This window comes from Streptomyces sp. NPDC059875 (assembly GCF_042731085.1).
Lineage (GTDB): Bacteria > Actinomycetota > Actinomycetes > Streptomycetales > Streptomycetaceae > Streptomyces.
In genome coordinates this window covers 56,366-80,567 of the sequence record NZ_JBHWJZ010000028.1, presented here as the reverse complement: position 1 = coordinate 80,567, position 24,202 = coordinate 56,366, and the positions used below count along the sequence as shown (strand labels likewise).

The window sequence follows — 24,202 nt, the reverse complement described above, 5'->3', positions numbered from 1 at the left end:
CCGGGCCGCAGGGCTTACTGCCGTCGTTCGTCCCAGATTTCCCTTGAGCCGCAAGGAGATCGCACGATGCTGCCCTGGAAGCACGCGCTCAGAGCCCTCTCGGTCCTGTTGCTGACCGCCGCCGCCACCCTCGCGCCCACCGCATCCGCACAGGCCACCGCCGCCCCGAGCCGGGGCTGGAACGACTTCTCCTGCAAGCCCTCCACCGCCCACCCGCGCCCGGTCGTCCTCGTCCACGGCACCTTCGGCAACTCCGTGGACAACTGGCTGGCCCTCGCGCCGTACCTCGTCAACCGTGGCTACTGCGTCTTCTCGCTCGACTACGGCCAGCTGCCGAACGTGCCCTTCTTCCACGGCCTCGGCCCCGTCGACAAGTCCGCCGAGCAGCTCGACGCGTACGTGGACAAGGTGCTCGCCGCCACCGGTGCCGCCGAGGCCGACCTCGTCGGCCACTCGCAGGGCGGCATGATGCCGCGCTACTACCTGAAGTTCCTCGGCGGGGCCGAGAAGGTCAACGCGCTCGTCGGGATCGCCCCCGACAACCACGGCACGACCCTCCTCGGCCTCACCAAGCTGCTGCCGTACTTCCCCGGCGTCGAGAAGTTCGTCACCGAGAACACCCCGGGCCTCGCCGACCAGGTGGCCGGATCCCCGTTCATCACCAAGCTGAACGAGGGCGGGGACACGGTCCCTGGCGTCACGTACACGGTCATCACGACCAAGTACGACGAGGTCGTCACCCCCTACCGCTCGGGCTTCCTCGACGGTCCGAACGTCACCAACATCGTCATCCAGGACAAGTGCGCACTGGACCTCTCGGAGCACGTGGCGATCGGGACGGTGGACCGGGTGACGTTCCACGAGGTGGTCAACGCCCTCGACCCGGCCCACGCGTCCCCGACCACCTGCGTGTCCGTGATCGGCTGACGGTACGGGGGTACGGGGTCAGCGGCTGTGCCGGCCCGCCGGGACCGCCCGGCGGCGGACGGCCGCGAACAGCACCGACGCACCGAGCGCCAGGACGGCGGCGCCGCCGACCGCGATGTACGGGGTCGCGGCGTCGCCCCCGGTCTCGGCGAGGTTCTCGCCGGCACCGGCGGCCGCGGGCTCGTTGGGCGCGGCGGGCTCCGAGGAGGCGGGAGCCGACGTGGCGGCCGGGGTCTCGACGGGCGCCGCCGCCGTCTCCTTCGCCCCGGTCTCGGCGTGGTCGTCACCGTGCCCGCCGTGCTCCACGGAGGACTTGTCCTCGCCGTCCTCGATCTCCTGGTCGGTCGGCGCGGACGCGGTCGGCGCGGGGGCACCGCCCGCGGTGCCGTTGTCCTTCCCGAACACGACGTCGGAGCAGGTGTAGAACGCCTCGGGGGAGTCGGAGCGCTGCCAGATCGAGTAGATCAGGTGGCGGCCGGACTTGTTCGGCACGGTCCCGTCGAAGACGTAGTCGCCGTTCTCCATCCGCGGGTCGGTTACCGTCGCGAACGGCTTCTCCTCCAGGTCCGACCACTTCAGCGGCTTCGACGGGTCGTAGCCGTCCTTGGTGACGTACAGCTCGAAGGACCCCCGGTGCGGGGCCGTCCCCTTGTAGCGGAAGGTGTGCTTCCCGGAGGCGAGCGTGCTGGCGGGCCAGTCGCCGCGGGCCAGGTCGAGCCCCCGGTACTTGTCGTTGCCGGCGCTGCACAGCTTGCCGTCCGGGATCAGGTCGCGGTGCTTCCCGGCGGCGTTGGCGATGTTCACCGCGTTCCAGTCGTAGAACGCCTGCGCCCCGCTCGCCGCGACCGCCGCCTTGCACGCCGCCGACGTGGGGCTCTCCGGCCCCTCCGCGTAACAGGCCGACACACGGCTCACCGGATCCGTCATCGACCCGTGCGCGACGGCCGGCGCGGTGGCCAGCCCGGCGAGCGCGAGCGGCGCGATGCCGAGAGTGAGAACGGTGGCGGCCGTGCGGCGAACAGTCATGGTGGGCAACTCCTTCGAGAGGGGGGAATGCGTGGGGTTGCCTTGCAAGCTAGCCGCCGGAAGCCGCGAAAAAGCCGGTGGAGAGGGGGAGATGGCGATCCTTAGGATGCCTTTAAGGCGGAGGTAAGAGGTGCCTGAGGAACAGGCTCCGGAGCCGCCGACGAGGAGGCCGGATGACCGACGACACCCCGATCTTCCCGGAGGGGCTGCGAGCCCTCCCGAGCAGCTGGGGCCACTGGCCCGACGAGGAGACCGAGGAACGGTGGGCCCTGGTCCGCAAGGTTCTGGAGGCCGGGCTTCCGCCCGCCCGGCTGGACGGACCGGAGCCGCGCTACTACCAGAAGCACAAGTGCTTCGACGACGACGAAGATCCGCCGGACGACTGGTTCTGCCACGAGATCCTGCGCGAGAAGGTGAAGGACCTGCCCCGCCTCACCGTCGGACAGCTGGCCGAGGTCGAGGCCGCCTGTGCCGCCGACGGCCTGGACACCACCGACTTCCGGCAGGGCCGCTGGACATGGCGGATCGCCGGATTCATCGTCGAACCGGCCCTGTACTGGTGCGGTATCGCCGACGACCTCGACGCCCTCGATCCCTGGTTCCCGGAGCTGGCCGCGCTCTACATCCGGCGGGGGATGGCCGTGGAGCAGGCGAGCCTGGCCCTGCTCAACGTCCGCACGCTGTCCTCGGCCCGTGCCGCCCTGAACGCCCTCGCCGTGGACGAGGAAGTGGACGAGGAGGCCCGGGAGAGGATCGCGGGCCGTCTCCGGGAGGACGAGACCCGGCCCCGGAGCCTTCGGTTCGGCCTGGCCTCCGAAGCGTGACGGACGGGGTCCGGCCCGACCGTCAGCCCAGTCGCCGGTAGCGCCGTTCCGGGCGCCCCGTCCCCCCGTACCGCAGCGTGATCTCCACCCGGCCCGTCTCCGCGAAGTACTCCAGATAGCGCCGGGCGCTGACGCGGGACAAGGAGCCGGCCTCCGCGCACTCCGTCGCCGACAGGCCCTCCGGATGCGCCTTCAGGATGCCGTCCACCAGCTCCGCCGTGTGCGCGGCGAGGCCCTTCGGGAGCTCGCGCGAGCCCGGCGGGCGCGTGCCGAAGATCTGGTCCACGTCCTCCTGGCGGGCCTCGTCCAGTGCGTCCAGGCGCGTGCGCAGCGAGGCCACGTGCCGCAGCTGCTCCTGCAGGGCGGCCTGGTTGAAGGGCTTGATCAGATAGTGCAGCGCCCCTGCCCGGAGCGCCGAGCGGATCATGGCCGCGTCCCGGGCCGCCGTGATGAACAGGGCGTCGACGGCGAGACCCGACCCGCGCAGCTCGCGCAGCACGCTGATCCCGTCCATGTCGGGCAGGAAGATGTCGAGCAGGACGAGATCCGGGCGCAGCCGGTCCGCCAGCCGCAGCGCATCCGCGCCGCTGTGCGCCACTCCGACGACGGAGAAACCGTCCACAGTCGACACATAACGGCTGTGCAGCTTCGCGACCATGAAGTCGTCGTCCACCACCAGCACCTTCGTCACGCCGACACGCTAGGTCGCGACCACAAGGACCACAACGTCCGTTGATTGCGGAAGAGAGACAGCTTCTTAACGCGCAGGCAACATGTGGGCCACTTCACATCCCTATCGAGAGGCGGCACACGTGCGTCTGCGCACCCCCCTCGCCCTGCTCGGGGCCGCGCTGCTGGTGTTGGTGGGGCCGCCCCTGCTCTCCACCGGCGGCGGCTCCGACACCGGCACACAGATACCCGGCCTGCGGTTCATGGTCCCCAACACGCCCGGCGGCGGATACGACATCACCGCCCGCACCGCGGCCAAGAACGCCGAGGACGCCGGTCTCACCACCGACATCGAGGTCTTCAACCTGCCCGGAGCCGGCGGCACCGTCGGCCTGACCCGACTCGTCGGCGAGCACGGCAACGGTCGGCTCGCGATGTCCATGGGCCTCGGCGTCGTCGGCGCCGTCCACACCAACAAGACCCCGAGCACCCTCGCCGACACCACCCCGATCGCCCGGCTCACCATGGAGCAGGACATCGTCGTGGTCGGCAAGAACTCCCCGTACAAGACCATCCAGGACCTGCTCGCCGCCTGGAAGAAGGACCCCGGCAAGCTGCCCGTCGGCGGCGGCTCCTCGCCCGGCGGACCCGACCACCTCGCCCCCATGCTCATGGCCCAGGCTGCCGGCATCGCACCGAAGAGCGTCAACTACATCCCCTTCGACGGCGGTGGCGAGCTCCTCGCCTCCATCCTCGGCAACAAGGTCGCCTTCGGCGTCTCGGGCGTCGGCGAGTACCTCGACCAGATCGAATCCGGCGAGCTCCGGCTCCTCGCGGTCACCGGCGCCGAGCGGATCCCCGGCCTGGACGCCCCCACCCTGCGCGAGGCCGGACTCGACACCGAGTTCATCAACTGGCGCGGGATCGTCGCCCCGCCGGGCCTCTCCGACGCCGAGCGCGAGAAGCTCGTCGGCCTGGTGATGAGGCTGCACGACTCCCCGGAGTGGCGCGAGTCGCTGAAGAAGAACAACTGGAACGACGCCTTCCTGCCCGGTGAGGAGTTCGGCACCTTCCTCACGGAGCAGGACAAGCGTGTCGCCTCGGTTCTGAAGGAGCTGGGACTGTGACGACCACGACCACGAAAACGACCGCGGCCACCGGTCCGGCGAAGAAATCCTGGCTGCGCGAGCACTCCGAGCTCGGCGTCAGCCTCCTCCTCTTCCTCATCGGCCTCCTCGTCCTCACCGACGCCCTCACCATGACCGTCGACATCGCGCAGCGCGGCCCTGTCGGCCCCAAGACCGTCCCGGTCGTCGTCGGCGCCGGTCTGCTCGTCGTCGCCGTCCTCCTCGCGATCGACGTCCTGCGCGGCGGCCGCGGCGAGTCCGAGGGCGGCGAGGACGTCGACCTCTCCGAGCCCAGCGACTGGCGCACGGTCCTGCTCCTCGCCGGCGTCTTCCTCGCCTTCGCCGTCCTCATCGGACCGGTCGGCTTCCCCGTCTCCGGAGCCCTGCTCTTCTGGGGCGCGGCCTACGCCCTCGGCAGCCGCCACCTCCACCGCGACCCACTGATCGCCGCCGGACTCTCCCTCCTCACCTACGTCGTCTTCAACAACCTGCTCGGAGTACCGCTGCCCGGCGGCCCGCTGATGGGAGTGCTCTGACCCATGGACTCACTGAACTCCCTGATCGACGGATTCGGCACCGCCCTGACCCCGATGAACCTGCTCTGGGCCGCCATCGGCGTGCTCCTCGGCACCGCCATCGGCGTCCTGCCCGGCATCGGCCCCGCCATGGCGGTCGCGCTGCTGCTGCCGGTGACGTACGGACTCGAACCGACCGGCGCCTTCATCATGTTCGCCGGCATCTACTACGGAGCCATGTTCGGCGGCTCCACCACCTCGATCCTGCTCAACACCCCCGGCGAGAGCGCGGCCGTCGTCGCCGCCATGGAGGGCAACCCCATGGCCAAGGCCGGCCGCGGCGCACAGGCGCTCGCGGCTGCCGCGATCGGCCACTTCACCGGCGGCATGATCGGCACGCTCCTCCTCGTCGCGCTCGCCCCGACCGTCGCCGCGCTCGCCGTCGACATCGGCGCGCCCGACTACTTCGCCATCATGGTCCTCGCGTTCATCGCGGTGACCTCCGTCCTCGGTTCCTCCCGGATCCGCGGGCTCGCCTCGCTCCTCATCGGCCTCACCCTCGGCCTGGTCGGCCTCGACCAGATGACCGGCCAGCAGCGCCTCACCTTCGGCTCGCTCCAGCTCGCCGACGGCATCGACGTCGTGATCGTCGCGGTCGGCCTCTTCGCCATCGGCGAGGCCCTGTGGGTCGCCGCCCATCTGCGCCGCACGGCCGGCGAGGCCATCCCGGTCGGACGCCCGTGGCTCGGCAAGGACGACGTGCGGCGCACCTGGAAGTCCTGGCTGCGCGGCCCCGTCATCGGCTTCCCGTTCGGAGCGATCCCGGCCGGCGGCGCGGAGATCCCGACCTTCCTGTCGTACGTCACCGAGAAGCGGCTCTCCAAGCACAAGGACCAGTTCGGCAAGGGCGCCATCGAGGGCGTCGCGGGCCCCGAGTCCGCCGCCTCCGCCTCCGCCGCAGGCACCCTCGTCTCCATGCTGACCCTGGGCCTGCCGACGACCGCCGTCGCCGCCGTCATGCTCGCCGCCTTCCAGCAGTACGGCATCCAGCCGGGACCGCTGCTCTTCGAGCGCGAACCCGACCTGGTCTGGGGCCTGATCGCCTCGCTCTTCGTCGGCATGGTCCTGCTGCTCGCGCTCAACCTGCCGCTCGCACCCGTCTGGGCCAAGCTCCTGCGCATCCCGCGCCCGTACCTCTACGCCGGCATCCTCTTCTTCGCCGCCGTCGGCGCGTACGCGGTGGGCGGCGAGGCGCTCGACCTGGTCATCCTGCTGATCATCGGCCTGATCGGCTTCGGTATGCGGCGCTACGGACTCCCGGTCCTGCCCGCCGTGATCGGTGTCATCCTCGGCCCGGCCGCCGAACAGCAGCTGCGCCGCGCGCTCCAGATCAGCGACGGCTCGCTCACCGGGCTTGTCGACACGCCCTTCTCGGTGACCGTGTACGCCGTCATCGCGATCCTCCTGGCCTGGCCCCTCCTGAAGAAGGTGATCATCCGCCGCCGTAACGTGGCGGCATGATCCAGGACATCCGCCTCGCAGTGACCCCCGACGTTCCGCGGGTGAAGGCCGTGACCGACGCGGCCTATCACCACTACATCGAACGGATCGGCCTCGTGCCGGCCCCGATGGAGGCGGATCACGCGGCGGACGCCGCCGCGGGGAGGGTGTTCGTCGTCGGCGACCCGGTGGTCGGCCTCGTGGTCCTCAGGACCGAGGCCGACCACCTGTATCTCGACAACATCGCCGTCCACCCCGACGCCCAGGGCACGGGCCTCGGCCGCAGCCTGCTGGCCTTCGTGGAATCCCGCGCACGCGAACTCGGCCTGCCCGAGGTGCGGCTGCTCACCAACGCGATGATGTGGGAGAACCAGAAGCTGTACGAGCGGTACGGCTACGAGGTCGTCGAGCGGCGGCTGGACGGACCGTACGACCGTATTCACTACCGCAAGCGCCTCAACTCGCCCCCGATAGGGTGAGTTTCGGTCAGTCGGCGGCTTGATCCGATATCCCTGGCGGGCGACACCCCCCACATCCCGAAGGGACATCCCTGATGCGACTCCGTCTCGCCCTCGCCGCCGGCGCGCTCCTGGTCACCGCCGGCGCGAGCGCCGCCCACGCGGGCCCCGGCGACGCGCTCTCCGTCGACGGCCACGGAACCGTCGCCGCGGACGGCACGGTCACCGTCTCCGGCACCTACCGCTGCACGGACGACAGCGCCGGCCCGGTCTTCGTGAGCAGCACGCTCGTCCAGGAGGAGCACTCCGCCGGGATCGGCGGCACCCGGGCCGTCTGCGACGGCCTGGAGCGCACCTGGACCAACTCGGGCGTCGTGAAGGAGCCCGCCTATCGCGCGGGCGCCGCCCAGGTGAAGGCCACCCTGATGCAGCTCACGGCCACCGGCCCGATGGGGCTGCCGCTGCCCGGCCTCCTCGCGGTGGAGGAGTCGGACGTCACGCTGCGCTGAGCAGCGTGACCAGGCCCTCCCTGCCGTACCCCTCGAGTTCGTCGAGGGCCGCGACCGCACGGGCCGCCGCCTCCGGGTCGGAGGCGGCGAGGCCGCTCGCCTCGAACTCGTCCTCGTCGAGCCGCAGCACCTCGCTGCCGTCCGCCGACACCCACAGATCCAGGTCCAGGTCCTCGACCACGACCTCAGAACCGCCGATCGCGGCCGGCCGGGTGACATCGCAGTACCAGCCCTTGAGCGTCCCGTCGGCGGAACGGACCTCCTTCACGGCGTACCACCGGTCGCGCCAGTAGTGCTCCACGAAGACGTCACCCGGCTCGAACCGTACGAAGCCGAAGTCCCGCACCCCTTCGGCCGCCCAGGGGGCGTGGACCGAGAGCCGGGTGCCGTCGTCGGCGAGGACCTCGGCGGGATAGCGGATCTTCGTGCGCCCCGCCTTCATCAGGACCACGTCGACCTCAGCCGAGCGTGCGGGCATGACGTACCTCCGTCGCGCAGATCTCGTAACCGAACCACTTGTTGATCGCCAGCATCGGCTCGTTGCCGGCGTCGTTCCCGGTGAACGCCTCCGTGCAGCCGGCCGCGCGGGCCCGGTGCAGGGAGTGGTTCTTGGCGAGCTTGGCAAGCCCGCGCCCACGGTGCGCGGGGGAGGTGCCGGTCATCCCGGTGCTGTAGCGACCCCGGCCGTCGGTCTGGGCGGCGCTGAAGGCGGCGGGGCGGCCGTCGACGACCGCGACGACGGTCAGCTCGGGGTCGAACAGCGGGTGGTTCCAGGTGGTCGCCAGCCAGTGCTCGTAGTCCGTCAGCTCGGCGCCGACGTCGCCGGGCTCGTCGGCCGTGGTCAGCGCGTCCAGCACGAACAGCGGACGGGGGTCGGCGGCGAACTCGGCGGCGGTACAGAGCTCGACACCGGCCGGCGGCTCCTGGAGCGGCGGCAGCTCGGCGGACGTGAGGTCGAGGCGGAGGAAGTGCGCGGAGCGGCGGGCGGCGTAGCCGTGCCGCTCGGCGAAGGAGCGGAACGCGGGCTCGTCGAGCACCCAGCTGTAGAGCGTGGTCGCCCCGTGCTGCGCGAGGTGCTCCTCGGAGGCCCGCACCAGCAGGGTGCCGGCTCCGAGACCCCGCTTGTCCGGGTGGACGTAGACATTGACCGAGCCGACTCCGGGCTCGGGCGCGTCGTGCGCGATACGGAGCTGGGAGGTGCCGACGATCTCCCCGTCGATCTCGGCGACGAGGGGGCGCTCGCGCGCGTCGGGGTGGGCGTGGGCCCAGTCGAAGGTCACCTGGGCGGCGTTCGCCAACATGTACGGGAGCGCGGCCCGCCGGACACGGGCGTAGCCCTCGGCGTCCTCCGGTCGGACATCACGGACGATCACAGTCATGGTGTCGCACGCTACGTGCCGGTGTGGCGCGGCCGCCTCCCATTTTCCCCGGGGGCGGGGGCAGAATCGGGGCCGTGACATTGCGAATCACCGTGGACACGGACTCGTCGACCGCCCCGTACGAACAACTGCGCGCCCAGATCTCGGAGCGTGCCCGCTCCGGCGCCCTGCCGGTCGGCTACAAACTGCCGACGGTACGCGGCCTGGCGGAGGAGCTGGGCCTCGCGGCGAACACGGTCGCCAAGGCGTACAAGTCGCTGGAGGCGGACGGGGTGATCGAGACGCGGGGCCGCCACGGCACGTTCGTCGCGGCGGCGGGCGACGCGGCGGAACGCCTGGCGGCCACCGCTGCGGCGACGTACGCGGGTGAGGCGCGGCGGCTGGGCCTGAGCCGCGAAGCGGCGTCGGCGGCGGTGGCGGACGCCTTGCGGGCGGCGTACGGGAGCTGACCCCCTTACAGGTACATCCCCGCGTCCGGGGTCCTGGGCTCCGGGAGCCCCGGGGTGGGCGTGCCGCGGCGTAGGGCGTACAGCTCTGCCAGCGTCGCGCCCTCGCGGCCCACACCCTCCTCGGTGCCCAGCCACCCCACCGCTTCCGCCCGCGTCAGCCCGCCCACCTCGATCCGGGCCAGGCATCGGCCCGGGCGGACCACCGCCGGGTGCAGGCGCTCCAGGTCCTCGTTGGTCGTGACGCCGACGAGGACGTTGCGGCCCTGGCCGAGCAGCCCGTCCGTCAGGTTCAGGAGCCGGGACAGCGCCTGCCCCGCCGTGTGCTTCGCCTCGCCGCGGATCAGCTCGTCGCAGTCCTCCAGGAGCAGCAGCCGCCACCGCCCCTTCGCCGTGCCCTCGTCCTCGCCGATCGCGATGTCCATCAGATAACCGACGTCGTTGAACAGCCGCTCCGGGTCCAGCACGCAGTCCACCTGGCACCAGTCCCGCCACGACCTCGCCAGCGTGCGCAGCGCCGAGGTCTTCCCGGTGCCCGGCGGCCCGTGGAGCAGCAGCAGCCGCCCCGCGATGTCGTCCGGGGTGACCTTCATCAGCCGGTCCATCGCGTCGGCGACGGGCGCCGTGTAGTTGGGCCGGATCTCCTCCCACGTCCCCGCGCTGATCTGACGTGTCGTCCGGTGCGGGCCCCGCCGCGGGGACACGTACCAGAAGCCCATCGTCACGTTCTCGGGCTGCGGCTCGGGCTCGTCCTTCGCCCCGTCCGTCGCCTCCTTGAGGATCCTCTCCGCCAGCTCCGCCCCGGTCGCCGTGACCGTGACGTCCGCGCCCCGGTTCCAGCGGGAGATCAGCAGCGTCCAGCCCTCGCCCTCGGCGAGCACGGCGCTGCGGTCGTCGTCCTTGGCCGCGCGCAGCACCTTCGCGCCGGCCGGAAGGAGCGTCGCCGCGGGCTTCACCCGGTCCAGGGTGGTGCTGTGCGAGTGCGGCTGCTCGCCGGTCGCGAAGCGGCCGAGGAACAGCGCGTCGACGACGTCGGCGGGCGAGTCGCTGTCGTCGACGGTGAGCCGCATCGGCAGCGCTCGCTGTGGCTCGGACGGCTCGACGGGCCCGGATGGGGTGGCAGACATGGCGACCATGATCCGGCAATCGGGCATTCCGTGCACGGTGTTTTGAACGGGACGATCCGGGGGCCCGTCACGCCCCCGGATCATCAGCCCCCGTACCGACCGGCCGCCCGCAGGGCGCCCCGCGCCCGGCGCACCACCGCGTACCCCTTGGTCAGCACGCGGTCCGCGGCGAAGGTGCGCCCGATCGCCCGGCCCTCCACCAGCCGTTCGAACTCCTCGATGCCCGTGGACCGCCGCACGGTCACCCGCTCCAGGGCGTACGGCCCCTGGCCGCGCCGGGCGGTCGCGTTGCCGACGGCGAGCGCCTGGGCGTATCCGGCCGCCCGGACCGTCCGCCGGACGCGACGGTTGGAGTACCCGTACGGGTAGGCGAAGGACACCGGCGCTGTGCCCAGCTCCTCACGGACGATCTCCCTGCAGCGCAGGGTCTCGTACCAGAGCCGTCGGTCGTCGACCTGGTCGAGCTGTGGATGGGTGTGGGTGTGCCCGCCGATCTCCGCACCGGCGGCGGCCAGTTCGCGCACCTGGTCCCAGTCGAGCATGGTGTCCAGGGCCCCGCCCTCGTCGTACGGGCCGCGCAGCCAGCCCGTGGAGACGAAGAGCGTGGAGGGGAAGCCGTGCTTGGCCAGCACCGGCAGCGCGTGCCGGTGCACCCCCTCGTAACCGTCGTCGAAGGTGATCAGGACCGGGCGCGCGGGCAGGGGTCCGCCCGTGCGCCAGGCCGCGGCCAGCTCGGCGGTCGTGAGCGGGGTGAGACCGCGGTCGGTCACCACCGCCATCTGTTCGGCGAACGCCTCGGGCGAGACGGACAGCCGGTGGGTCGCCGGGGCGGGCCGGTGGTCGACCGCGTGGTACATCAGGATCGGTACGGGTTCGGTCACGCGGTCACCTCCGGAGCCGACGCCGAGTCGGACCACGTCGGGATCGGGCCCGAAGAGAACGTCGCCCCGCCCCCGCGCGCCCGCAGCGCGCCCCGTACGAATCCGCCGGCTGCCGCCGCCACGCCGGCCACGATCGCGCCGGCCCGGCCCGCGCCACCGGGGCGGCCGAGTACGGCGTCGCGCAGTCCGCGCACGACGCCCGCCGGCAACACCCGGGTGGTGTAGCGCCGTTCGGCCTCCAGGCCCTCGTTCGCGCCGACGCTCCTGGACACCAGCGCCTTGGAGAGGCCTTCGGCGTACGTCCGGCTGCGGAAGTAGCCGAACCGCTCGCGGGCGGCCGGGACCTTGTGGTGGATGACGGACCGGTCGTCGATCAGGAGCACCGCCTCGGGGAGCGCCTGGGAGAGCCGGATGCACAGCTCCGTCTCCTCGCAGCCGAGCGGCCGCTTGTCGCCGTCCCGCCCGATGCCGGTGGCGAAGCCGCCCGCCACGTCGAAGGCGGTACGCCGGAAGGAGGCGTTGCCCCCCAGCACATTGCGTACCCGGACCCGCCCCGGCGGCAGTCCGCGGTACGTGCAGCCGACGACCCAGTCGAACTCCTCGGGGAACCAGTCCGGCCGCCGGCCCGAAGCCCAGGAGGGCAGGGTCCGGCCGCCGACGGCCAGCACGCGCGGGTCGTCGTAGCCCTCGGCGAAGTACCGCAGCCAGTCCCGCTCGGCCACGGCGTCGTCGTCGAGGAAGGCCACGAACTCGCCGCGCGACGCGGCGATTCCGGTGTTGCGGCCCGAGGAGAGGCCGCGGGGGCCCGCGTTGGCGAGCACCCGCACCTCCTCACGTACCGCCTCGTCCTGGAACTCCTCGGCCAGCCGGGCCAGGAGCCGCTCGTTGTGGTCGACCACGAGCAGGATCTCCAGCGCCGGATGCGCCTGCGTCCGTACGGAGTCGACCGCCGCGAGGATGTCCTCCCAGCGCTCCTCCGTGTAGACGCAGATCACGACCGAGAACCGGCGGTCGCTCAAGACGCCTCTCCTCGGGGGACGTTGACGGAGAAGGCGGTGGGCCGGCGGCGCGCCGCACGTCTCACGCCCTTCTCCTGCAGGATGACCTTCAGCACCCGGATGCCGTCGCGCACGGCGTTGAGGTTGCTGACGCCGTGGATGCGCAGGTACTCGTGGCTCGGGACCTCCTGGACCTTCAGGCCGGCCTTGACGACCCTGATGTTGATCAGGGTCTCGATCTCGAAGCCGGTGCAGTCCAGGGTGATCTCGTCGAGGCAGCGGCGCCAGAAGGCGTTGTAGCCGTAGCAGAGATCGGTGTAGCGGGCGCCGAACTTCCGGTTGACCAGGGCGCACAGCGCCCAGTTGCCGAGCCGGCGGATCGGCGTCATGTCGTCCGTGCCCCCGCCGTTGGCGAAGCGGGATCCCTTGGCGAAGTCGGCGCCGCCGACCAGCGCGGAGACGTAGGAGACGATCTCCTGGCCGTCGGCCGAGCCGTCCGCGTCCACCATGACGATGATGTCGCCGGTGCAGGCGGCGAATCCGCTGATGAGGGCGTCGCCCTTGCCCTTGCCGACCTGCTTGACGACCTTGACGTCGGGCCACAGTTCGCGGGCGACCCGAACGGTGTCGTCGGTGGAGTTTCCGTCGACGAGAACGACTTCGTGGATCCAGTCCGGAAGCGTCTTGAAGACGTAAGGGAGATTTTCCGCTTCGTTCATCGCGGGGATGACCACACTCACCGGCGGCGTGATCGCCAAATGCGAGGTGATCGCCTTGTATTGAGCTGCTATCAGGCTCTGGTCCGCGGTTTCTCGTCCGGTGTCGGCCGGGCGCAGGAATGAGCTCATGACGGTGTTTCCCTCTCGTCCGGTGGACCGCCCGCCCCCGGGCTGTCCGGTGGTCTGTCCGGTTCGAAAGGGGGGTCCTCACCCCTGTCCACACGGCAGCAACTGCCGCAGGGCATGGGTGAGTTGGCATCTCAAGCCGCGCGGCATCGCGACTCGGCGCACGCATGCGAACGCCGAGCACAGCACCCCCCTACCGCGCCCCGCTCCGGGACCATCGCGACGCTAGAGCCCTCCCCTGAGCCGCCTTGCATGATGGACCGATGCGGGTGAGATGTACGACGGTATTGATGAATGCGACTGTATGGCAAGTCCTGGATCGAGGGCTCCCCTTTCTGTTAATTGGCGAGCCTTCGACGGTCAGATACGGAACCGTCCCGATCGGATTTTCACAATCCGTTTGCCCAATGGTGCCATTGGGGTCCGATGAAACTTCTGGGAATTGCTGTGCGAATTCAATTCCGGTCTCTCGTTCGACCGGTCGTCGCCGCCGGCGCCCGGTGTTGCGGGGTGCATGATCCATCAGCTGGCCTGATTTCGACGGTCGCTGACAGGGCGTCGGGAAGATCTCGCCACTTCTTCTTGGCATGGACACTTCCAGCAGGGCCGATGCGCTGCTACTACCTGGTAATGCAGAGATCCTGCTACAGGGAGGTTCCATGAAACTGTCCCGATTCGCGGCATTCTCATCCTCACTCCTGCTCGGCGCCGTCCTCGCCCTCACCGGGGCGGGAGCCGCCCAGGCCGCCGAAACCGCAGCGCTCGACTACGTGGCGCTCGGTGACTCGTACTCCTCCGGCGTGGGGGCCGGGAGCTACGACAGCGCCAGCGGCGACTGCAAGCGCTCCACCAAGGCCTTCCCCGTCCTCTGGAAGAACGCGAACTCACCCTCGTCGTTCGCGTTCACGGCTTGCTCGGGCGCCCGAACGGGTGATGTCACGAGCGGTCAGCTCGGACCCCTCTCCACCGCCACCGACCTGGTCTCCATCACCATCGGCGGCAACGACGCCGGCTTCGCCGACGTCATGACGACCTGTGTCCTCCAGTCGGAGTCCACCTGCATCAACCGCGTGAATCAAGCCAAGGGCTATGTCGACACCACTCTGCCCGGCAAGCTCGACGCGGTGTATTCGGCCATCAGCGCCAAGGCACCCAACGCCCGGGTCGTCGTCCTCGGCTACCCGCGCTTCTACAAGCTCGGCGGCAGCTGCGTCGCCGGGCTGAGCGAGAACGAACGCGCCGCCATCAACGGCGCGGCCGACTACCTCAACGCGGCCACCGCCAAGCGTGCCGCCGACCACGGCTACACCTTCGCCAGCGTCGTGCCCTCCTTCACCGGGCACGAGATCTGCTCCGGCTCCGCCTGGCTGCACAGCGTCAACTGGCTCAACATCGGCGAGTCGTACCACCCCACGGCCGCCGGACAGTCCGGCGGCTACCTGCCCAGCTTCAGAGCTGTGGCGTAGCCGACCCTGTCGGGGAGGTGGCCCCGTCCGTCGGGGTCGCCTGCTCGCAGGTCACCGAGAACGACACCCAGTTCGAGCGGACCTCGACCGGCGCGCGCACCTCCAAGCGGATCCGGTCGCGACGCGTGTCGTCCGCCCGGTACGTCAGTTCGGTGTGCTCGATCCGCTTCTCCCGCGGGCCGTCCGCGGGGAACTCCAGCGTCCGCCAGTCCGCCGCCGAGCTCTCACCGCTCTCCGTCACCCAGCGGTACTCCACCGAGACGGGCGTACGCCCCACGGTGACCGCCGCGGCGAACGCCGGAGCCGAGGACTCCGGCGGCGGACAGGCGCCGCTGTAACTGCCCCGCAGGGCCCGTACATGCACCAGGACCGTCGGCGCCGGCGGTGGAGTGGTGTGCGTCGTGGGCGGGCTGGTCGTGGCGGTCGTGGTGGGGGAGCCCGTCGACGGGGTGCTCGTCGCGGGCGGACTCGTCGCCGGGGCACTGCTCGTGGGCCCGCCGCCCGGGTCCCTGCCCCCGTCCTGGTTCCGCAGCAGCGCGTACGTCAGTCCGCCCACGGCCAGCAGCAGGAGGGCGACCCCGGCGGCGAGCACGGTGCCAGCCCGGCTCGGGCGGTCCTGGGGCGACTGGCCCGGGCCCCGAGGGGGCGGGGGAGACGGAAGGGGCATGGGTGGAGTCGCCCCGGCTCCGGACCCGTCGCCGTCGACCGGACTGCCCGGCCGGTACGGCTCCGAGCGCACGGGCTCGGACCGTACCGGTCCTGAGCTCGTAGCCCCACCCGCGCCCACCAGCCTCAACTGCCGCTCCGCATCGGCCGCTTGGAGTCGATCCTGCGGCTCCTTGCGCAACAGCCCCTCGATCACGGGCGTCAGCGGACCCGCTCTGCGGGGCGGCGGAAGCTCCTCGTCCACCACGGCCCGCAGGGTGCTCAGCGGAGTGTCCTGACGGAAGGGCGAGTTGCCCTCCACCGCCGCATAGAGGAGCACGCCGAGCGACCACAGATCCGATGCCGGTCCCGGTGTACGGCCCAACGCCCGTTCCGGGGCGAGGAATTCGGGCGAGCCGACCAGCTCGCCCGTCATCGTGAGGTTGGAGGTCCCTTCCACCGCCGCGATGCCGAAGTCGGTCAGGACGACCCGTCCGTCGTTGGCGAGCAGCACGTTGCCCGGTTTCACGTCCCGGTGCAGCACCCCCGCCTCGTGCGCGGCGCGCAGCGCGGCCAGCACCTCGGCGCCGACGAGCGCGGCACGCTGGGGCGACATCGGGCCCTCCGCGTCCAGGACGTCGGAGAGAGTGAGACCGCGGATCAGCTCCATCACGATCCAGGGCCGGCCGTCCTCGGTGGCCACGTCGTACACCGTCACCACGTTGCGGTGCGCGATCCGGGCGGCCGCCCATGCCTCCCGCTCCAGGCGCGCGTAGAGCCGGTGCTCGTCGGCGCCGGCGAGGCCGGCCGGTGCGCGGACCTCCTTGACGGCGACGTCGCGGCCCAGGACCTCGTCCCTGGCCCGCCAGACGGTGCCCATGCCCCCTTGGCCCAGGACGTCGAGGAGTCGGTACCGCCCCGCGATCACGGTCATGGCGCGTCCCCATCCGTCGTCCACCGGTGGAGCATTTCTGCCCCCGCCCCGGGCACTTCGAACACCGCCCCGCGAGCCTGTGGTGATCTTGGTGTTGGAGATCACACTCCGTCAGGTGATCGCAGTCGACGCCCTTGCGTGCAGGATGGTTCGTGACGGTTCGGCAGGCGTTCAAGCGCTGTCCAACTCGCCCTGGAATCAGATGGATTCGGACAGTAACCGTCAACCCCCGTACGAGTGCGGTGAATCCTGCCGTCGGGATACACGAGTGTCACAGCGGGGCGATAGGGTTAACCTGCCCGGGCCGGGTGCCCTCGTTAGGGTGGGGAGTGACATGGAACAGATAGCAATGCGCAGCAGGCCGCGAGTGCCTGCCATCACATGCGGGAGCAGCGCGACCAGTTCGCGGCTCGACCGTCATCTGGCGGTGCTCGGCGGCCCCGTCGTGCCACAGCGCGAGGCGGCCGAGGCGACGCTTCTGATGCGGGAGCTGACGTCGCGCGACGTCGCGCACAGCCGCCGCAGCAAGAGCGCCCGCGTCTCGCTCTTCGCCCCCCTGCGGCGCCTGCGCCGCAGCCTCTTCGGCAGCAGGGGCTGACCTCAGGGAAGGGTTGTGGGCATACGTTCCGCAGGACGGAACGGGTGGGCACAACCCGAACGACGGCGTGCGCCCACCCCGACCACCCCGGCGTCCTGTCACGTCACGACTCGGTCCGCCCGTAGCGCTTGCAGCTCCTCGTGGGTGACCCCGAGTTCCCCGAGCACCGCATCCGTGTCCTCCCCCAAAGCCGGGATGCGGCCCATCGGGGCATTCGGTCCGTCCGGGAAGCACACCGGCGGCAGCAGCGTCCGCAGCTGTCCCGCCGGTGAGTCCACGGACCGCCACCGCTCCCGCGCCGCCAGCTGCGGATGCTCCGCCAGATCCGCCACCGTGTTCAGCCGCGCGCACGCGATCCCCGCCGCGTCCAGCCGCGCCAGCGCCTCCGCCGCCGTCAGCGGCGCCAGCGCGTCGGCCACCACCGCGTCCGTCTTCGCGCGGCCCGCCACCCGGGCCGTGTTCGTGGCGAAAGCCGGGTCGTACGCCAGGTCCGGCCGGTCCAGGACCTGTTCGGCGAGCCGACGCCACTCGCGGTCGTTCTGGACCGACAGCAGCACCAGGCTCCCGTCGGCCGTCGGATAGGCGTCGTACGGCGCGATGACGGCGTGCGCCAGACCCGTGCGCGCCGGGGCCGTGCCCCCGTGCATCCCGTGGTGCAGCGGATGCCCCATCCACTCGGCCAGCGAGTCGAGCAGCGACACCTCCACCGGCCCGCCCCGCCCGGTCGTCCCGCGCCGCACGAGCGCGGCGAGGACGCCCGCGTACGCGTACATGCCCGCCGCGATGTCGGCCGCCGGAATCCCCGACTTCACCGGCTGCTCCTCGGTCCCGGTCACCGACACCAGGCCCGCCTCGCACTGCACGAGCATGTCGTAGGCCCGTTTGTGGGCGTAGGGCCCACCCGGCCCGTACCCCGAGATGTCGACCGCGATCAGTCGCGGATACGCGGCGCAGAGCGTGGCCGCGTCCAGGCCGAGCCGGGCCGCCGCGCCCTGCGCCAGGTTCTGTACGAAGACGTCGGCGCCGGCCACCAGCCGGCGGACCAGGTCGAGCCCCCGCCCGTCCTTGAGGTCGACGGCCACCGACTCCTTGCCGCGGTTGCACCACACGAAGTGCGAGGCGAGCCCCCGTGCCGCCGTGTCGTACCCGCGGGCGAAGTCGCCGCCGTCGGGGCGCTCGATCTTGATGACACGGGCGCCCAGATCGGCGAGCTGACGGGTGGCGAAGGGGGCGGCGACGGCCTGTTCGACCGCGACGACCGTGATCCCCTCCAGGGGGAGTGGCTGAGTGCTCATGACAGCCCTGCCTACCCTGCGGACGGCGCCTTGTCACCGTCGCCCTCGTCACCGTCACCTCGTCACCGTCCCTCGCCCCGCGCAGGCGACGTCACCTGCGGGCGTAGCGCCGCACCGCCAGCGGGGCGAAGACCGCGACGAGTCCGAGCGACCAGAGCAGCGCCCCGGCCACCGGATGCGCCACCGGCCAGGCCGCGTCCGTCGGTACGGTCCCGTTGCCGAAGAGTTCCCGTACCGCCGTCGTGACCGCCGAGATCGGGTTCCACTCGGCGACCGTCCGAAGCCAGGGGGCCATGTTCTCGGTCGGGATGTACGCGTTGGAGAGCAGCGGCAGCATGAACGTGGCGCTGCCCAGCTGGCCGGCGGCCTCCTCGCTCTGCGAGGCGAGGCCGAGCAGGATGCCCACCCAGGTCGTCGCGAAGCGGAAGAGCAGCAGCAGGCCGAAGGCGCCCAGCGCCTCCAGGGCCGTGCCTTCGATGCGCCAGCCCATGGCGAGCCCGACGAGGATCATCGGGATCATGCCGACCGCGCTGGTCACCAGATCGGCGAGCGCCTGCCCCAGCGGCACGGCGGCCCGGCTGATCGGCATCGTCCGGAAGCGGTCCATCACACCCCGGTGCGAGTCCTGGGCGGCCTGGAACATCCCCGTCATGATCCCGCCCGCCGCCGTCGCCACGAGCAGACCGGGTACCAGATACGCCCGGTACTCGGCGCCCGGCATGGCGAGCGCGCTGCCGAAGACGTACCCGAAGAAGAGCAGGAAGACGATCGGCATCGTCTGCGTCATCACGACGATCGCCGGGGCGTGCCGGATCTTCTGCAGATGCCGGCCGAGGACGGCGGCTCCGTCGTGGACCAACGCGCTCATGCCACGAGCTCCTTCCGGTCGGTGAGGCGCAGGAACACCTCGTCGAGAGTGGGCGGACGCAGCGAGGCGTCGACGATGTGGACCCCGGCGGCGTCGATCTCGCGGACGATCCGGGGGAGGGTGAGGGTGCTGTCCGTGGTCACGGCACCGACCGTGCGCCGCTCGGCGTCCAGCGCGGGCGCGGAACCGGTCAGCTGGTCCAGTACGGCCGCCGCGGCGTCCAGGAGCGCCGGGTCGGCGACCACCACCTCCGCCCAACTGCCGATCATCGCCTTGAGTTCGGCGGGCGTGCCGCGGTGTGCGGCCCGGCCCTCGTCGATCAGCACGATGTCGTCGGCGAGCTGATCGGCCTCCTCCAGGTACTGCGTGGTCAGCAGCACGGTCGTGCCCTGGGACGCCAACCCCCGTACGGCGTCCCAGATCCCGTTCCGGCTGTGCGGGTCGAGCCCGGTCGTCGGCTCGTCGAGGAAGAGGACGCGCGGCGGTACGAGCAGGCTCGCCGCGAGGTCGAGCCGGCGCCGCATCCCGCCCGAGTACGTCCGGGCGGGCCGCCCGGCCGCCTCCGTGAGGCCGAACTGCTCCAGGAGTTCGGCCGCGCGGGCGCGCGGGGCGCGCAGCAGCTTCGCGAAGAGCCGCAGGTTCTCGGCTCCGGTGAGATCCCCGTCGACCGAGGCGGACTGCCCGGTGACCGCGATCCGCTTCCGTACCCCCGCCGGGTCGCGCGCCACGTCGCATCCCGCGACCCGCGCGCTGCCCGCGTCCGGGGCGACCAGGGTGGTGAGGACGCGGACGGCGGTCGTCTTGCCCGCGCCGTTGGGGCCGAGGACGCCGCAGACCGTGCCCTCCGGGACGGCCAGATCGAGCCCGCGCAGGGCATGGACGTCGCCGTATCGCTTCTGCAGACCCTCACTAAGTACAGCGTACGTAGTAGTCATGGCGTGACCATACCCCACTACGTACGCTGTACGTAACTACGATGGTGGGGAGGTGATGATCAATGGCGGGCCGAGCGGCCGAACCGGAAGTGATCTGGGCGCGCCCCGAGCGCACGGGCCGTGGCCCGAAACCGGCGTACAGCAGGGCCGACATCGTGGCGGCCGCGGTCCGCCTCGCCGACGCGGACGGGATCGACGCGCTCTCGATGCGCCGGATCGCGGCCGACATCGGCTGCGGCACGATGTCGCTCTACAACTACGTGCCGCGCAAGGAGGATCTGTACGAGCTGATGGTCGACGCCGTCAGCGGCGAGTACGACCTCCCCGACCCTCCGAGCGGGGACTGGCGCGCGGACATGTTCCACGTGGCCCGCGAGGCCCGGGGCATCCTGCGCCGCCACCCCTGGGTGATCAGGCTCATGACGACCGCGTACGCCTCAGGCCCCAACGCCCTGCGCTTCCTCGAAGGGTGTCTGGCCTGCCTGGACGGCCTCGACGTGCCAGGCGGCACGAAGATGGAGCTGATCGCGACGGTCAACGGCACCGTGATGACGATCGTCGCCAATGAACTCGCCCTCGCCGAGCGCGCCCGAGGACTGCCCTGGTCCGAGGAGCAGGAGCAGGCCGTGCGCGGGGCCTATCTGATGGGGCAGCTCGCGGGCGGCGCATACCCGAGGGTGGCCGCGGTGTTCGGCGCGGCCGGGGTCGAAAGCCTCGACCCCGAGGAGATCTTCGACCGGACGCTGGGGCGGGTACTCGACTCGTTCGTCGCCTGAGTCCGCTCAGAGCAGCGCGAACTGGCCCTCCGGGCCCTCCTCCTGATGGTCCAGTACCGAGGCGGGGCGGCGGGCCGCGTCCGGCACGGGCAGGACGCCCGCCTCCCGCAGCGCGGCCCGGGTCAGCCGCGGCCCGTCCGCGAGCGCCTCGCACTCCCGGTCCTGCCCGGCGAGCAGCGCGAGAACGGTGATGAGCTCCAAGAGCTCCGAGGTCCACTCCTGCGGCCAGGCCGCCGGGCCGATCGCCTCCAGACCGCCGTGTTCGGCGGGCGCGGTCCGGTGCGCGAACCACTGCTCCAGCATCCGTACGCCTCCGACGTGGAAGCCCCACGCCTCGGCCGGGACGGGCGAGATCCTGCCGTCGTCGAGGGTCAGGGTCTCCTCCCCGGGCTCGTACGCGAGGGTGGTCGGCCGCGCCGGGATCGGCGCCCGGACGTAGGGGCGCCGGCCGCCGGGCAGGCGGGGCCGCTCGCCGCCGCGGGCGCCCCGCAGCTGGACGTCCGTCAGCCGCCGGCCGAGCTCCACGCCCGCGACCCAGGCGTCCCCGTCCGCCGGAAGCGGGACGCGGCAGCCGGCGGATGAGGGGCGGGCGGCCGCCACGGCCCAGGCCAGTACCTCCTGGGCGGTGACCTCACGCCCGTACCGCTCGCTCAGCAGCGGAAGCAGACCGGGGGCGACGTTCGGCTCCTCGCCCCCGGGGCGGCGGAAGAGCGGACGGATCCGCCCGGGCCGGCCGGCAGGGGAGCGGCCGGCGGGCAGCGCCGCGGTCACCAGGAGCGCGGGACCGGCCGCTCCCGGCACGTACCCCTGCTCGACGGCGAAGAGCTGGTGGTCGTCGGCGACCCGCCACAGTTCCGGGCGGGCCGTGTCGATGAGGCGGTGATCGGGGAGCAGCCACTGCTCGTCGAAGGGGCCGTGGGCCAGCCGCACCGGCTCCGGGCACGGCCCGGACTCACGGGCGAACCGGACCGTGCCGGTCCGCTGCCCGGGCAGGGCGGCGACCGAACTCGACGGCGTGCGGGCCCGGCTGGGCCGGAAGAGCTCCTCGCGCTCGGCTCCCTCGGCCCCGATCAGGCGGGCCCAGCGCGCCCGCAGCGTACGGACATCGGGCGCCACGATCCAGGACCGGCCGAGCCGCAGCGGCGCGACGGACCACGGCATCAGCTCGTCCAGGAGGGGCGCGTCGTCCAGCGGTACGTCTTCGGTCACGCCCCGCATGCTAATGACGGGCTCATTGTGCTTCCACCGTGACCGTGAAGGAGAACCGGTCGCCGCGGTAGCGGATCCGGGCCACGTCCACCACCCGGCCGTCCTCGTCGTAGGTCACGCCCGTGTAGTGGAGGATCGGCGAGAGCAGCGGCACCTCGAGGAGCGCCGCCGTCTCCGGGTCGGCGAGGCGGGCCTCGACGGTGTCCGTGATCCGGCTGATGCGGACCCCCATCACGTCCCGCAGCACCTTGGTCATCGGCCAGCGCTCCAGATCGGCCGGATCGAGACCGGCCGCGACCTCGGGACGTACCGCGTTCTGCGCCCAGTTGGTCGGCTCGCCGCTCTCCCCGTCGCGCCGCAGCCGCCGGTATGCGACGACCTCCGTCACATCGGGGAAGTACTCGGCCAGCTCGCCCGGCACCGGCTCGGCGCCGTGACCGAGGACGGTGGTCCGCTCGCCGGACTGCTGGGCCACGATCGCGTCGATCGAGCCGAGCAGCCGGCGCGGGGTGGAGCGCCGGGCGCCCGGCTCGATGAACGTGCCGCGCCGTCGGTGTCTGCTGATCAGGCCCTCCTCCTCCAGCTCCTTGAGGGCCTGGCGCATGGTCAGCACGCTCACGCCGTAGTGAGCGGCGAGCTGCTCCTCGGTGGGCAGCCGCAGCGAGGCGTCGGGCGTGCGGCCCAGTATGGAGGCGCGCAACGACTGCGAGACCTGATACCAGAGCGGCAGCTTGCGGTTCAGGACCAGCGAGTCGGGAGCGAAGGCGGTCACGGCGTTCTCCGTACGACGACTACGAGACTCGACGGCTACGAGGCTCGGGCGGCCACGAGGCTCGACGGCTACGAGACTCTACGGCCGGAAGTGGCGCTCCAGACCCTGCCATACGTCGTCGTAGCCCTTCTGCAGATGGTCGGCGGCCGCGGCCTGGCCGGTGGCGGTGACGGGCCAGCGGGTCTCGAACATGAAGGCCAGACCGTCGTCGATCTTCTGCGGCTTCAGCTCGGCGGCGCTCGCCTTGTCGAAGGTCTCCCGGTCGGGTCCGTGCGCGGACATCATGTTGTGCAGCGAGCCGCCGCCCGGGACGAAGCCTTCCGCCTTGGCGTCGTAGGCGCCCTCGATCAGGCCCATGTACTCGCTCATCACGTTGCGGTGGAAGTACGGCGGGCGGAAGGTGTCCTCGCCGACCAGCCAGCGCGGCGCGAAGACCACGAAGTCGACGCCCGCGAGGCCGGGGGTGTCGGACGGCGAGGTGAGGACCGTGAAGATCGACGGGTCCGGGTGGTCGTACGTGATCGACCCGATGACGTTGAAGCGGTGCAGGTCGTAGACGTACGGGGTGTGATTGCCGTGCCAGGCGACGACATCGAGCGGGGAGTGGCCGTAGGTCGCCGACCAGAGGTTGCCGCAGTACTTGTTGACGACCTCGACCGGGCCCTCGGTGTCCTCGTAGGCGGCGACGGGCGCGCGGAAGTCGCGGGCGTTGGCGAGGCCGTTGGCGCCGATCGGGCCGAGGTCGGGGAGCTGGAACGGCGCCCCGTAGTTCTCGCAGACGTACCCGCGGGCGGTCTCGTCCAGGAGCTCGACACGGAAGCGGACACCGCGGGGGATCAGCGCGACCTCGCCGGGGCGGGCGGCGAGCAGGCCCAGCTCGGTGCGGAGCAGGAGGCCGCCGCGCTCGGGGACGATCAGCAGCTCGCCGTCGGCGTCGCTGAAGACCCGGTCCATGGAGGCGTTCGCGTGGTACAGGTGCACGGCCATGCCGGCGCGCTGGGTGGCGTTGCCGTTGCCGCCGAGCGTCCACAGGCCGGCGAGCCAGTCCGTGCCCGGCGCCGGGTCGGGCAGCGGGTTCCAGCGCAGCCGGTTGGGGTCGGGGACGGTCTCGGTGAAGGGCGCGGACCGCAACGAGCCGTTGTCGATCCGGGTGAACGACGGGTGCGCGGCCGAGGGGCGGATGCGGTAGAGCCACGAGCGGCGGTTGTGCGCGCGCGGCTCGGTGAAGGCGCTGCCGCTGAGCTGCTCGGCGTAGAGACCGAGGGGTGCGCGCTGCGGTGAGTTACGGCCGTGCGGCAGTGCGCCGGGCACGGCCTCCGAGCTGTGCTCGTTGCCGAAGCCGGTGCTGTACGTCAGCGCCTCGGCCGTCTTTCTGGCCTGCTCGGTGGCCTGTCCCATCGCCTGCCCCGTCGCCTGTTCCGTGGTCATCGCCCGCTCCTGTCTGAGCCCGCAAGGGAATCCTATGGATGACCG

Annotated in this window: 26 protein-coding genes; 11 read left to right on the top strand and 15 right to left on the bottom strand. The window is 71.6% G+C overall.

The genetic code is table 11. The features are described from left to right. Positions 1-66 precede the first annotated feature (66 nt). Positions 67-927, top strand: coding sequence for an esterase/lipase family protein (locus ACFV9D_RS29265; RefSeq protein ID WP_385152597.1), 861 nt, complete (start codon positions 67-69; stop codon positions 925-927). Positions 928-945: 18 nt separating this feature from the next. On the opposite strand, the gene ACFV9D_RS29260 is transcribed toward ACFV9D_RS29265, so the two are convergent. Further along, complete coding sequence (locus tag ACFV9D_RS29260; RefSeq protein WP_385152595.1) at positions 946-1,953, bottom strand: lytic polysaccharide monooxygenase; 1,008 nt, start codon at positions 1,951-1,953, stop codon at positions 946-948. A 173-nt stretch (positions 1,954-2,126) separates the two neighbouring features. Between ACFV9D_RS29260 and ACFV9D_RS29255 the strand changes: the two genes are divergently transcribed. Continuing rightward, positions 2,127-2,777, top strand: coding sequence for a hypothetical protein (locus ACFV9D_RS29255; protein ID WP_385152592.1), 651 nt, complete (start codon positions 2,127-2,129; stop codon positions 2,775-2,777). 22 nt (positions 2,778-2,799) lie between these two features. Here ACFV9D_RS29255 and ACFV9D_RS29250 read toward each other — a convergent pair whose 3' ends face one another. After that, complete coding sequence (locus ACFV9D_RS29250; RefSeq protein ID WP_385152589.1) at positions 2,800-3,468, bottom strand: response regulator; 669 nt, start codon at positions 3,466-3,468, stop codon at positions 2,800-2,802. A gap of 121 nt (positions 3,469-3,589) precedes the next feature. Between ACFV9D_RS29250 and ACFV9D_RS29245 the strand changes: the two genes are divergently transcribed. From ACFV9D_RS29245 to ACFV9D_RS29225, 5 genes are all read left to right on the top strand, one after another. Then, positions 3,590-4,573, top strand: a complete 984-nt coding sequence (locus ACFV9D_RS29245; protein WP_385152586.1) for a Bug family tripartite tricarboxylate transporter substrate binding protein — start codon at positions 3,590-3,592, stop codon at positions 4,571-4,573. Next, positions 4,570-5,109: a tripartite tricarboxylate transporter TctB family protein gene (locus tag ACFV9D_RS29240; protein ID WP_385152583.1), complete on the top strand. Its 540-nt coding sequence runs from the start codon at positions 4,570-4,572 to the stop codon at positions 5,107-5,109. Before ACFV9D_RS29245 ends, ACFV9D_RS29240 begins: the two co-directional genes overlap by 4 nt. A gap of 3 nt (positions 5,110-5,112) precedes the next feature. Next, entirely contained in the window at positions 5,113-6,609 is a 1,497-nt protein-coding gene (locus ACFV9D_RS29235; protein WP_385152579.1) for a tripartite tricarboxylate transporter permease, read from the top strand. Next, on the top strand, positions 6,606-7,067 hold the full coding sequence (locus ACFV9D_RS29230; RefSeq protein WP_385152576.1) for a GNAT family N-acetyltransferase: 462 nt from the start codon (positions 6,606-6,608) through the stop codon (positions 7,065-7,067). The genes ACFV9D_RS29235 and ACFV9D_RS29230 overlap by 4 nt, the downstream gene beginning before the upstream one ends. A gap of 74 nt (positions 7,068-7,141) precedes the next feature. Further along, on the top strand, positions 7,142-7,555 hold the full coding sequence (locus tag ACFV9D_RS29225; protein ID WP_385152573.1) for a DUF6299 family protein: 414 nt from the start codon (positions 7,142-7,144) through the stop codon (positions 7,553-7,555). Here ACFV9D_RS29225 and ACFV9D_RS29220 read toward each other — a convergent pair. Then, positions 7,542-8,033: a DUF402 domain-containing protein gene (locus tag ACFV9D_RS29220; protein ID WP_385152570.1), complete on the bottom strand. Its 492-nt coding sequence runs from the start codon at positions 8,031-8,033 to the stop codon at positions 7,542-7,544. The two genes, ACFV9D_RS29225 and ACFV9D_RS29220, sit on opposite strands and share 14 nt — an antisense overlap. After that, positions 8,014-8,934 (bottom strand): GNAT family N-acetyltransferase, encoded by a 921-nt coding sequence (locus ACFV9D_RS29215; RefSeq protein ID WP_385152567.1) that lies wholly within the window; start codon positions 8,932-8,934, stop codon positions 8,014-8,016. The genes ACFV9D_RS29220 and ACFV9D_RS29215 overlap by 20 nt, the downstream gene beginning before the upstream one ends. A gap of 74 nt (positions 8,935-9,008) precedes the next feature. Here ACFV9D_RS29215 and ACFV9D_RS29210 point away from each other — a divergent pair, with 74 nt between their 5' ends. Further along, positions 9,009-9,383, top strand: a complete 375-nt coding sequence (locus ACFV9D_RS29210; RefSeq protein ID WP_385152563.1) for a GntR family transcriptional regulator — start codon at positions 9,009-9,011, stop codon at positions 9,381-9,383. Between the two features lie 5 nt (positions 9,384-9,388). Here ACFV9D_RS29210 and ACFV9D_RS29205 read toward each other — a convergent pair whose 3' ends face one another. From ACFV9D_RS29205 to ACFV9D_RS29190, 4 genes are read right to left on the bottom strand one after another with little or no spacing between them, the layout of a single operon-like run. Beyond that, positions 9,389-10,534: a DUF5925 domain-containing protein gene (locus ACFV9D_RS29205; RefSeq protein WP_385152560.1), complete on the bottom strand. Its 1,146-nt coding sequence runs from the start codon at positions 10,532-10,534 to the stop codon at positions 9,389-9,391. A 56-nt stretch (positions 10,535-10,590) separates the two neighbouring features. Beyond that, positions 10,591-11,364, bottom strand: a complete 774-nt coding sequence (locus ACFV9D_RS29200) for a polysaccharide deacetylase family protein (RefSeq protein WP_385152671.1) — start codon at positions 11,362-11,364, stop codon at positions 10,591-10,593. A gap of 20 nt (positions 11,365-11,384) precedes the next feature. Beyond that, complete coding sequence (locus ACFV9D_RS29195; protein WP_385152557.1) at positions 11,385-12,407, bottom strand: glycosyltransferase family 2 protein; 1,023 nt, start codon at positions 12,405-12,407, stop codon at positions 11,385-11,387. Then, positions 12,404-13,234 (bottom strand): glycosyltransferase family 2 protein, encoded by an 831-nt coding sequence (locus tag ACFV9D_RS29190; protein ID WP_385152554.1) that lies wholly within the window; start codon positions 13,232-13,234, stop codon positions 12,404-12,406. The genes ACFV9D_RS29195 and ACFV9D_RS29190 overlap by 4 nt, the downstream gene beginning before the upstream one ends. A 656-nt stretch (positions 13,235-13,890) precedes the next feature. On the opposite strand from ACFV9D_RS29190, the gene ACFV9D_RS29185 reads away from it, so the two are divergent. Continuing rightward, positions 13,891-14,697: an SGNH/GDSL hydrolase family protein gene (locus ACFV9D_RS29185; protein ID WP_385152551.1), complete on the top strand. Its 807-nt coding sequence runs from the start codon at positions 13,891-13,893 to the stop codon at positions 14,695-14,697. Here the strand turns inward: ACFV9D_RS29185 and ACFV9D_RS29180 are convergent. Then, the gene (locus tag ACFV9D_RS29180) at positions 14,681-16,276 is read right to left on the bottom strand and encodes a serine/threonine-protein kinase (RefSeq protein ID WP_385152548.1); all 1,596 of its coding nucleotides are present in this window, start codon (positions 16,274-16,276) and stop codon (positions 14,681-14,683) included. The two genes, ACFV9D_RS29185 and ACFV9D_RS29180, sit on opposite strands and share 17 nt — an antisense overlap. Before the next feature lie 334 nt (positions 16,277-16,610). On the opposite strand from ACFV9D_RS29180, the gene ACFV9D_RS29175 reads away from it, so the two are divergent. After that, positions 16,611-16,874, top strand: coding sequence for a hypothetical protein (locus tag ACFV9D_RS29175; protein WP_361846960.1), 264 nt, complete (start codon positions 16,611-16,613; stop codon positions 16,872-16,874). A 98-nt stretch (positions 16,875-16,972) separates the two neighbouring features. Here the strand turns inward: ACFV9D_RS29175 and ACFV9D_RS29170 are convergent, their stop codons facing one another. From ACFV9D_RS29170 to ACFV9D_RS29160, 3 genes are all read right to left on the bottom strand, one after another. Continuing rightward, positions 16,973-18,169, bottom strand: coding sequence for a CaiB/BaiF CoA transferase family protein (locus tag ACFV9D_RS29170; protein WP_385152545.1), 1,197 nt, complete (start codon positions 18,167-18,169; stop codon positions 16,973-16,975). 91 nt (positions 18,170-18,260) lie between these two features. Continuing rightward, positions 18,261-19,037, bottom strand: coding sequence for an ABC transporter permease (locus tag ACFV9D_RS29165; RefSeq protein WP_385152542.1), 777 nt, complete (start codon positions 19,035-19,037; stop codon positions 18,261-18,263). After that, a complete protein-coding gene (locus ACFV9D_RS29160; RefSeq protein WP_385152539.1) occupies positions 19,034-19,972 on the bottom strand; it encodes an ATP-binding cassette domain-containing protein in 939 nt (312 codons plus the stop codon). Before ACFV9D_RS29160 ends, ACFV9D_RS29165 begins: the two co-directional genes overlap by 4 nt. A 62-nt stretch (positions 19,973-20,034) precedes the next feature. Between ACFV9D_RS29160 and ACFV9D_RS29155 the strand changes: the two genes are divergently transcribed. Continuing rightward, entirely contained in the window at positions 20,035-20,748 is a 714-nt protein-coding gene (locus ACFV9D_RS29155; protein WP_385152536.1) for a TetR/AcrR family transcriptional regulator, read from the top strand. A gap of 6 nt (positions 20,749-20,754) precedes the next feature. Here ACFV9D_RS29155 and ACFV9D_RS29150 read toward each other — a convergent pair whose 3' ends face one another. The 3 genes from ACFV9D_RS29150 to hmgA form a co-directional block, all read right to left on the bottom strand. After that, complete coding sequence (locus tag ACFV9D_RS29150; RefSeq protein ID WP_385152534.1) at positions 20,755-21,966, bottom strand: type ISP restriction/modification enzyme; 1,212 nt, start codon at positions 21,964-21,966, stop codon at positions 20,755-20,757. A gap of 13 nt (positions 21,967-21,979) precedes the next feature. Further along, positions 21,980-22,729: a GntR family transcriptional regulator gene (locus tag ACFV9D_RS29145; protein WP_385152531.1), complete on the bottom strand. Its 750-nt coding sequence runs from the start codon at positions 22,727-22,729 to the stop codon at positions 21,980-21,982. Positions 22,730-22,807: 78 nt separating this feature from the next. Then, on the bottom strand, positions 22,808-24,127 hold the full coding sequence (hmgA, locus tag ACFV9D_RS29140) for a homogentisate 1,2-dioxygenase (protein WP_385152668.1): 1,320 nt from the start codon (positions 24,125-24,127) through the stop codon (positions 22,808-22,810). Positions 24,128-24,202: the final 75 nt, after the last annotated feature.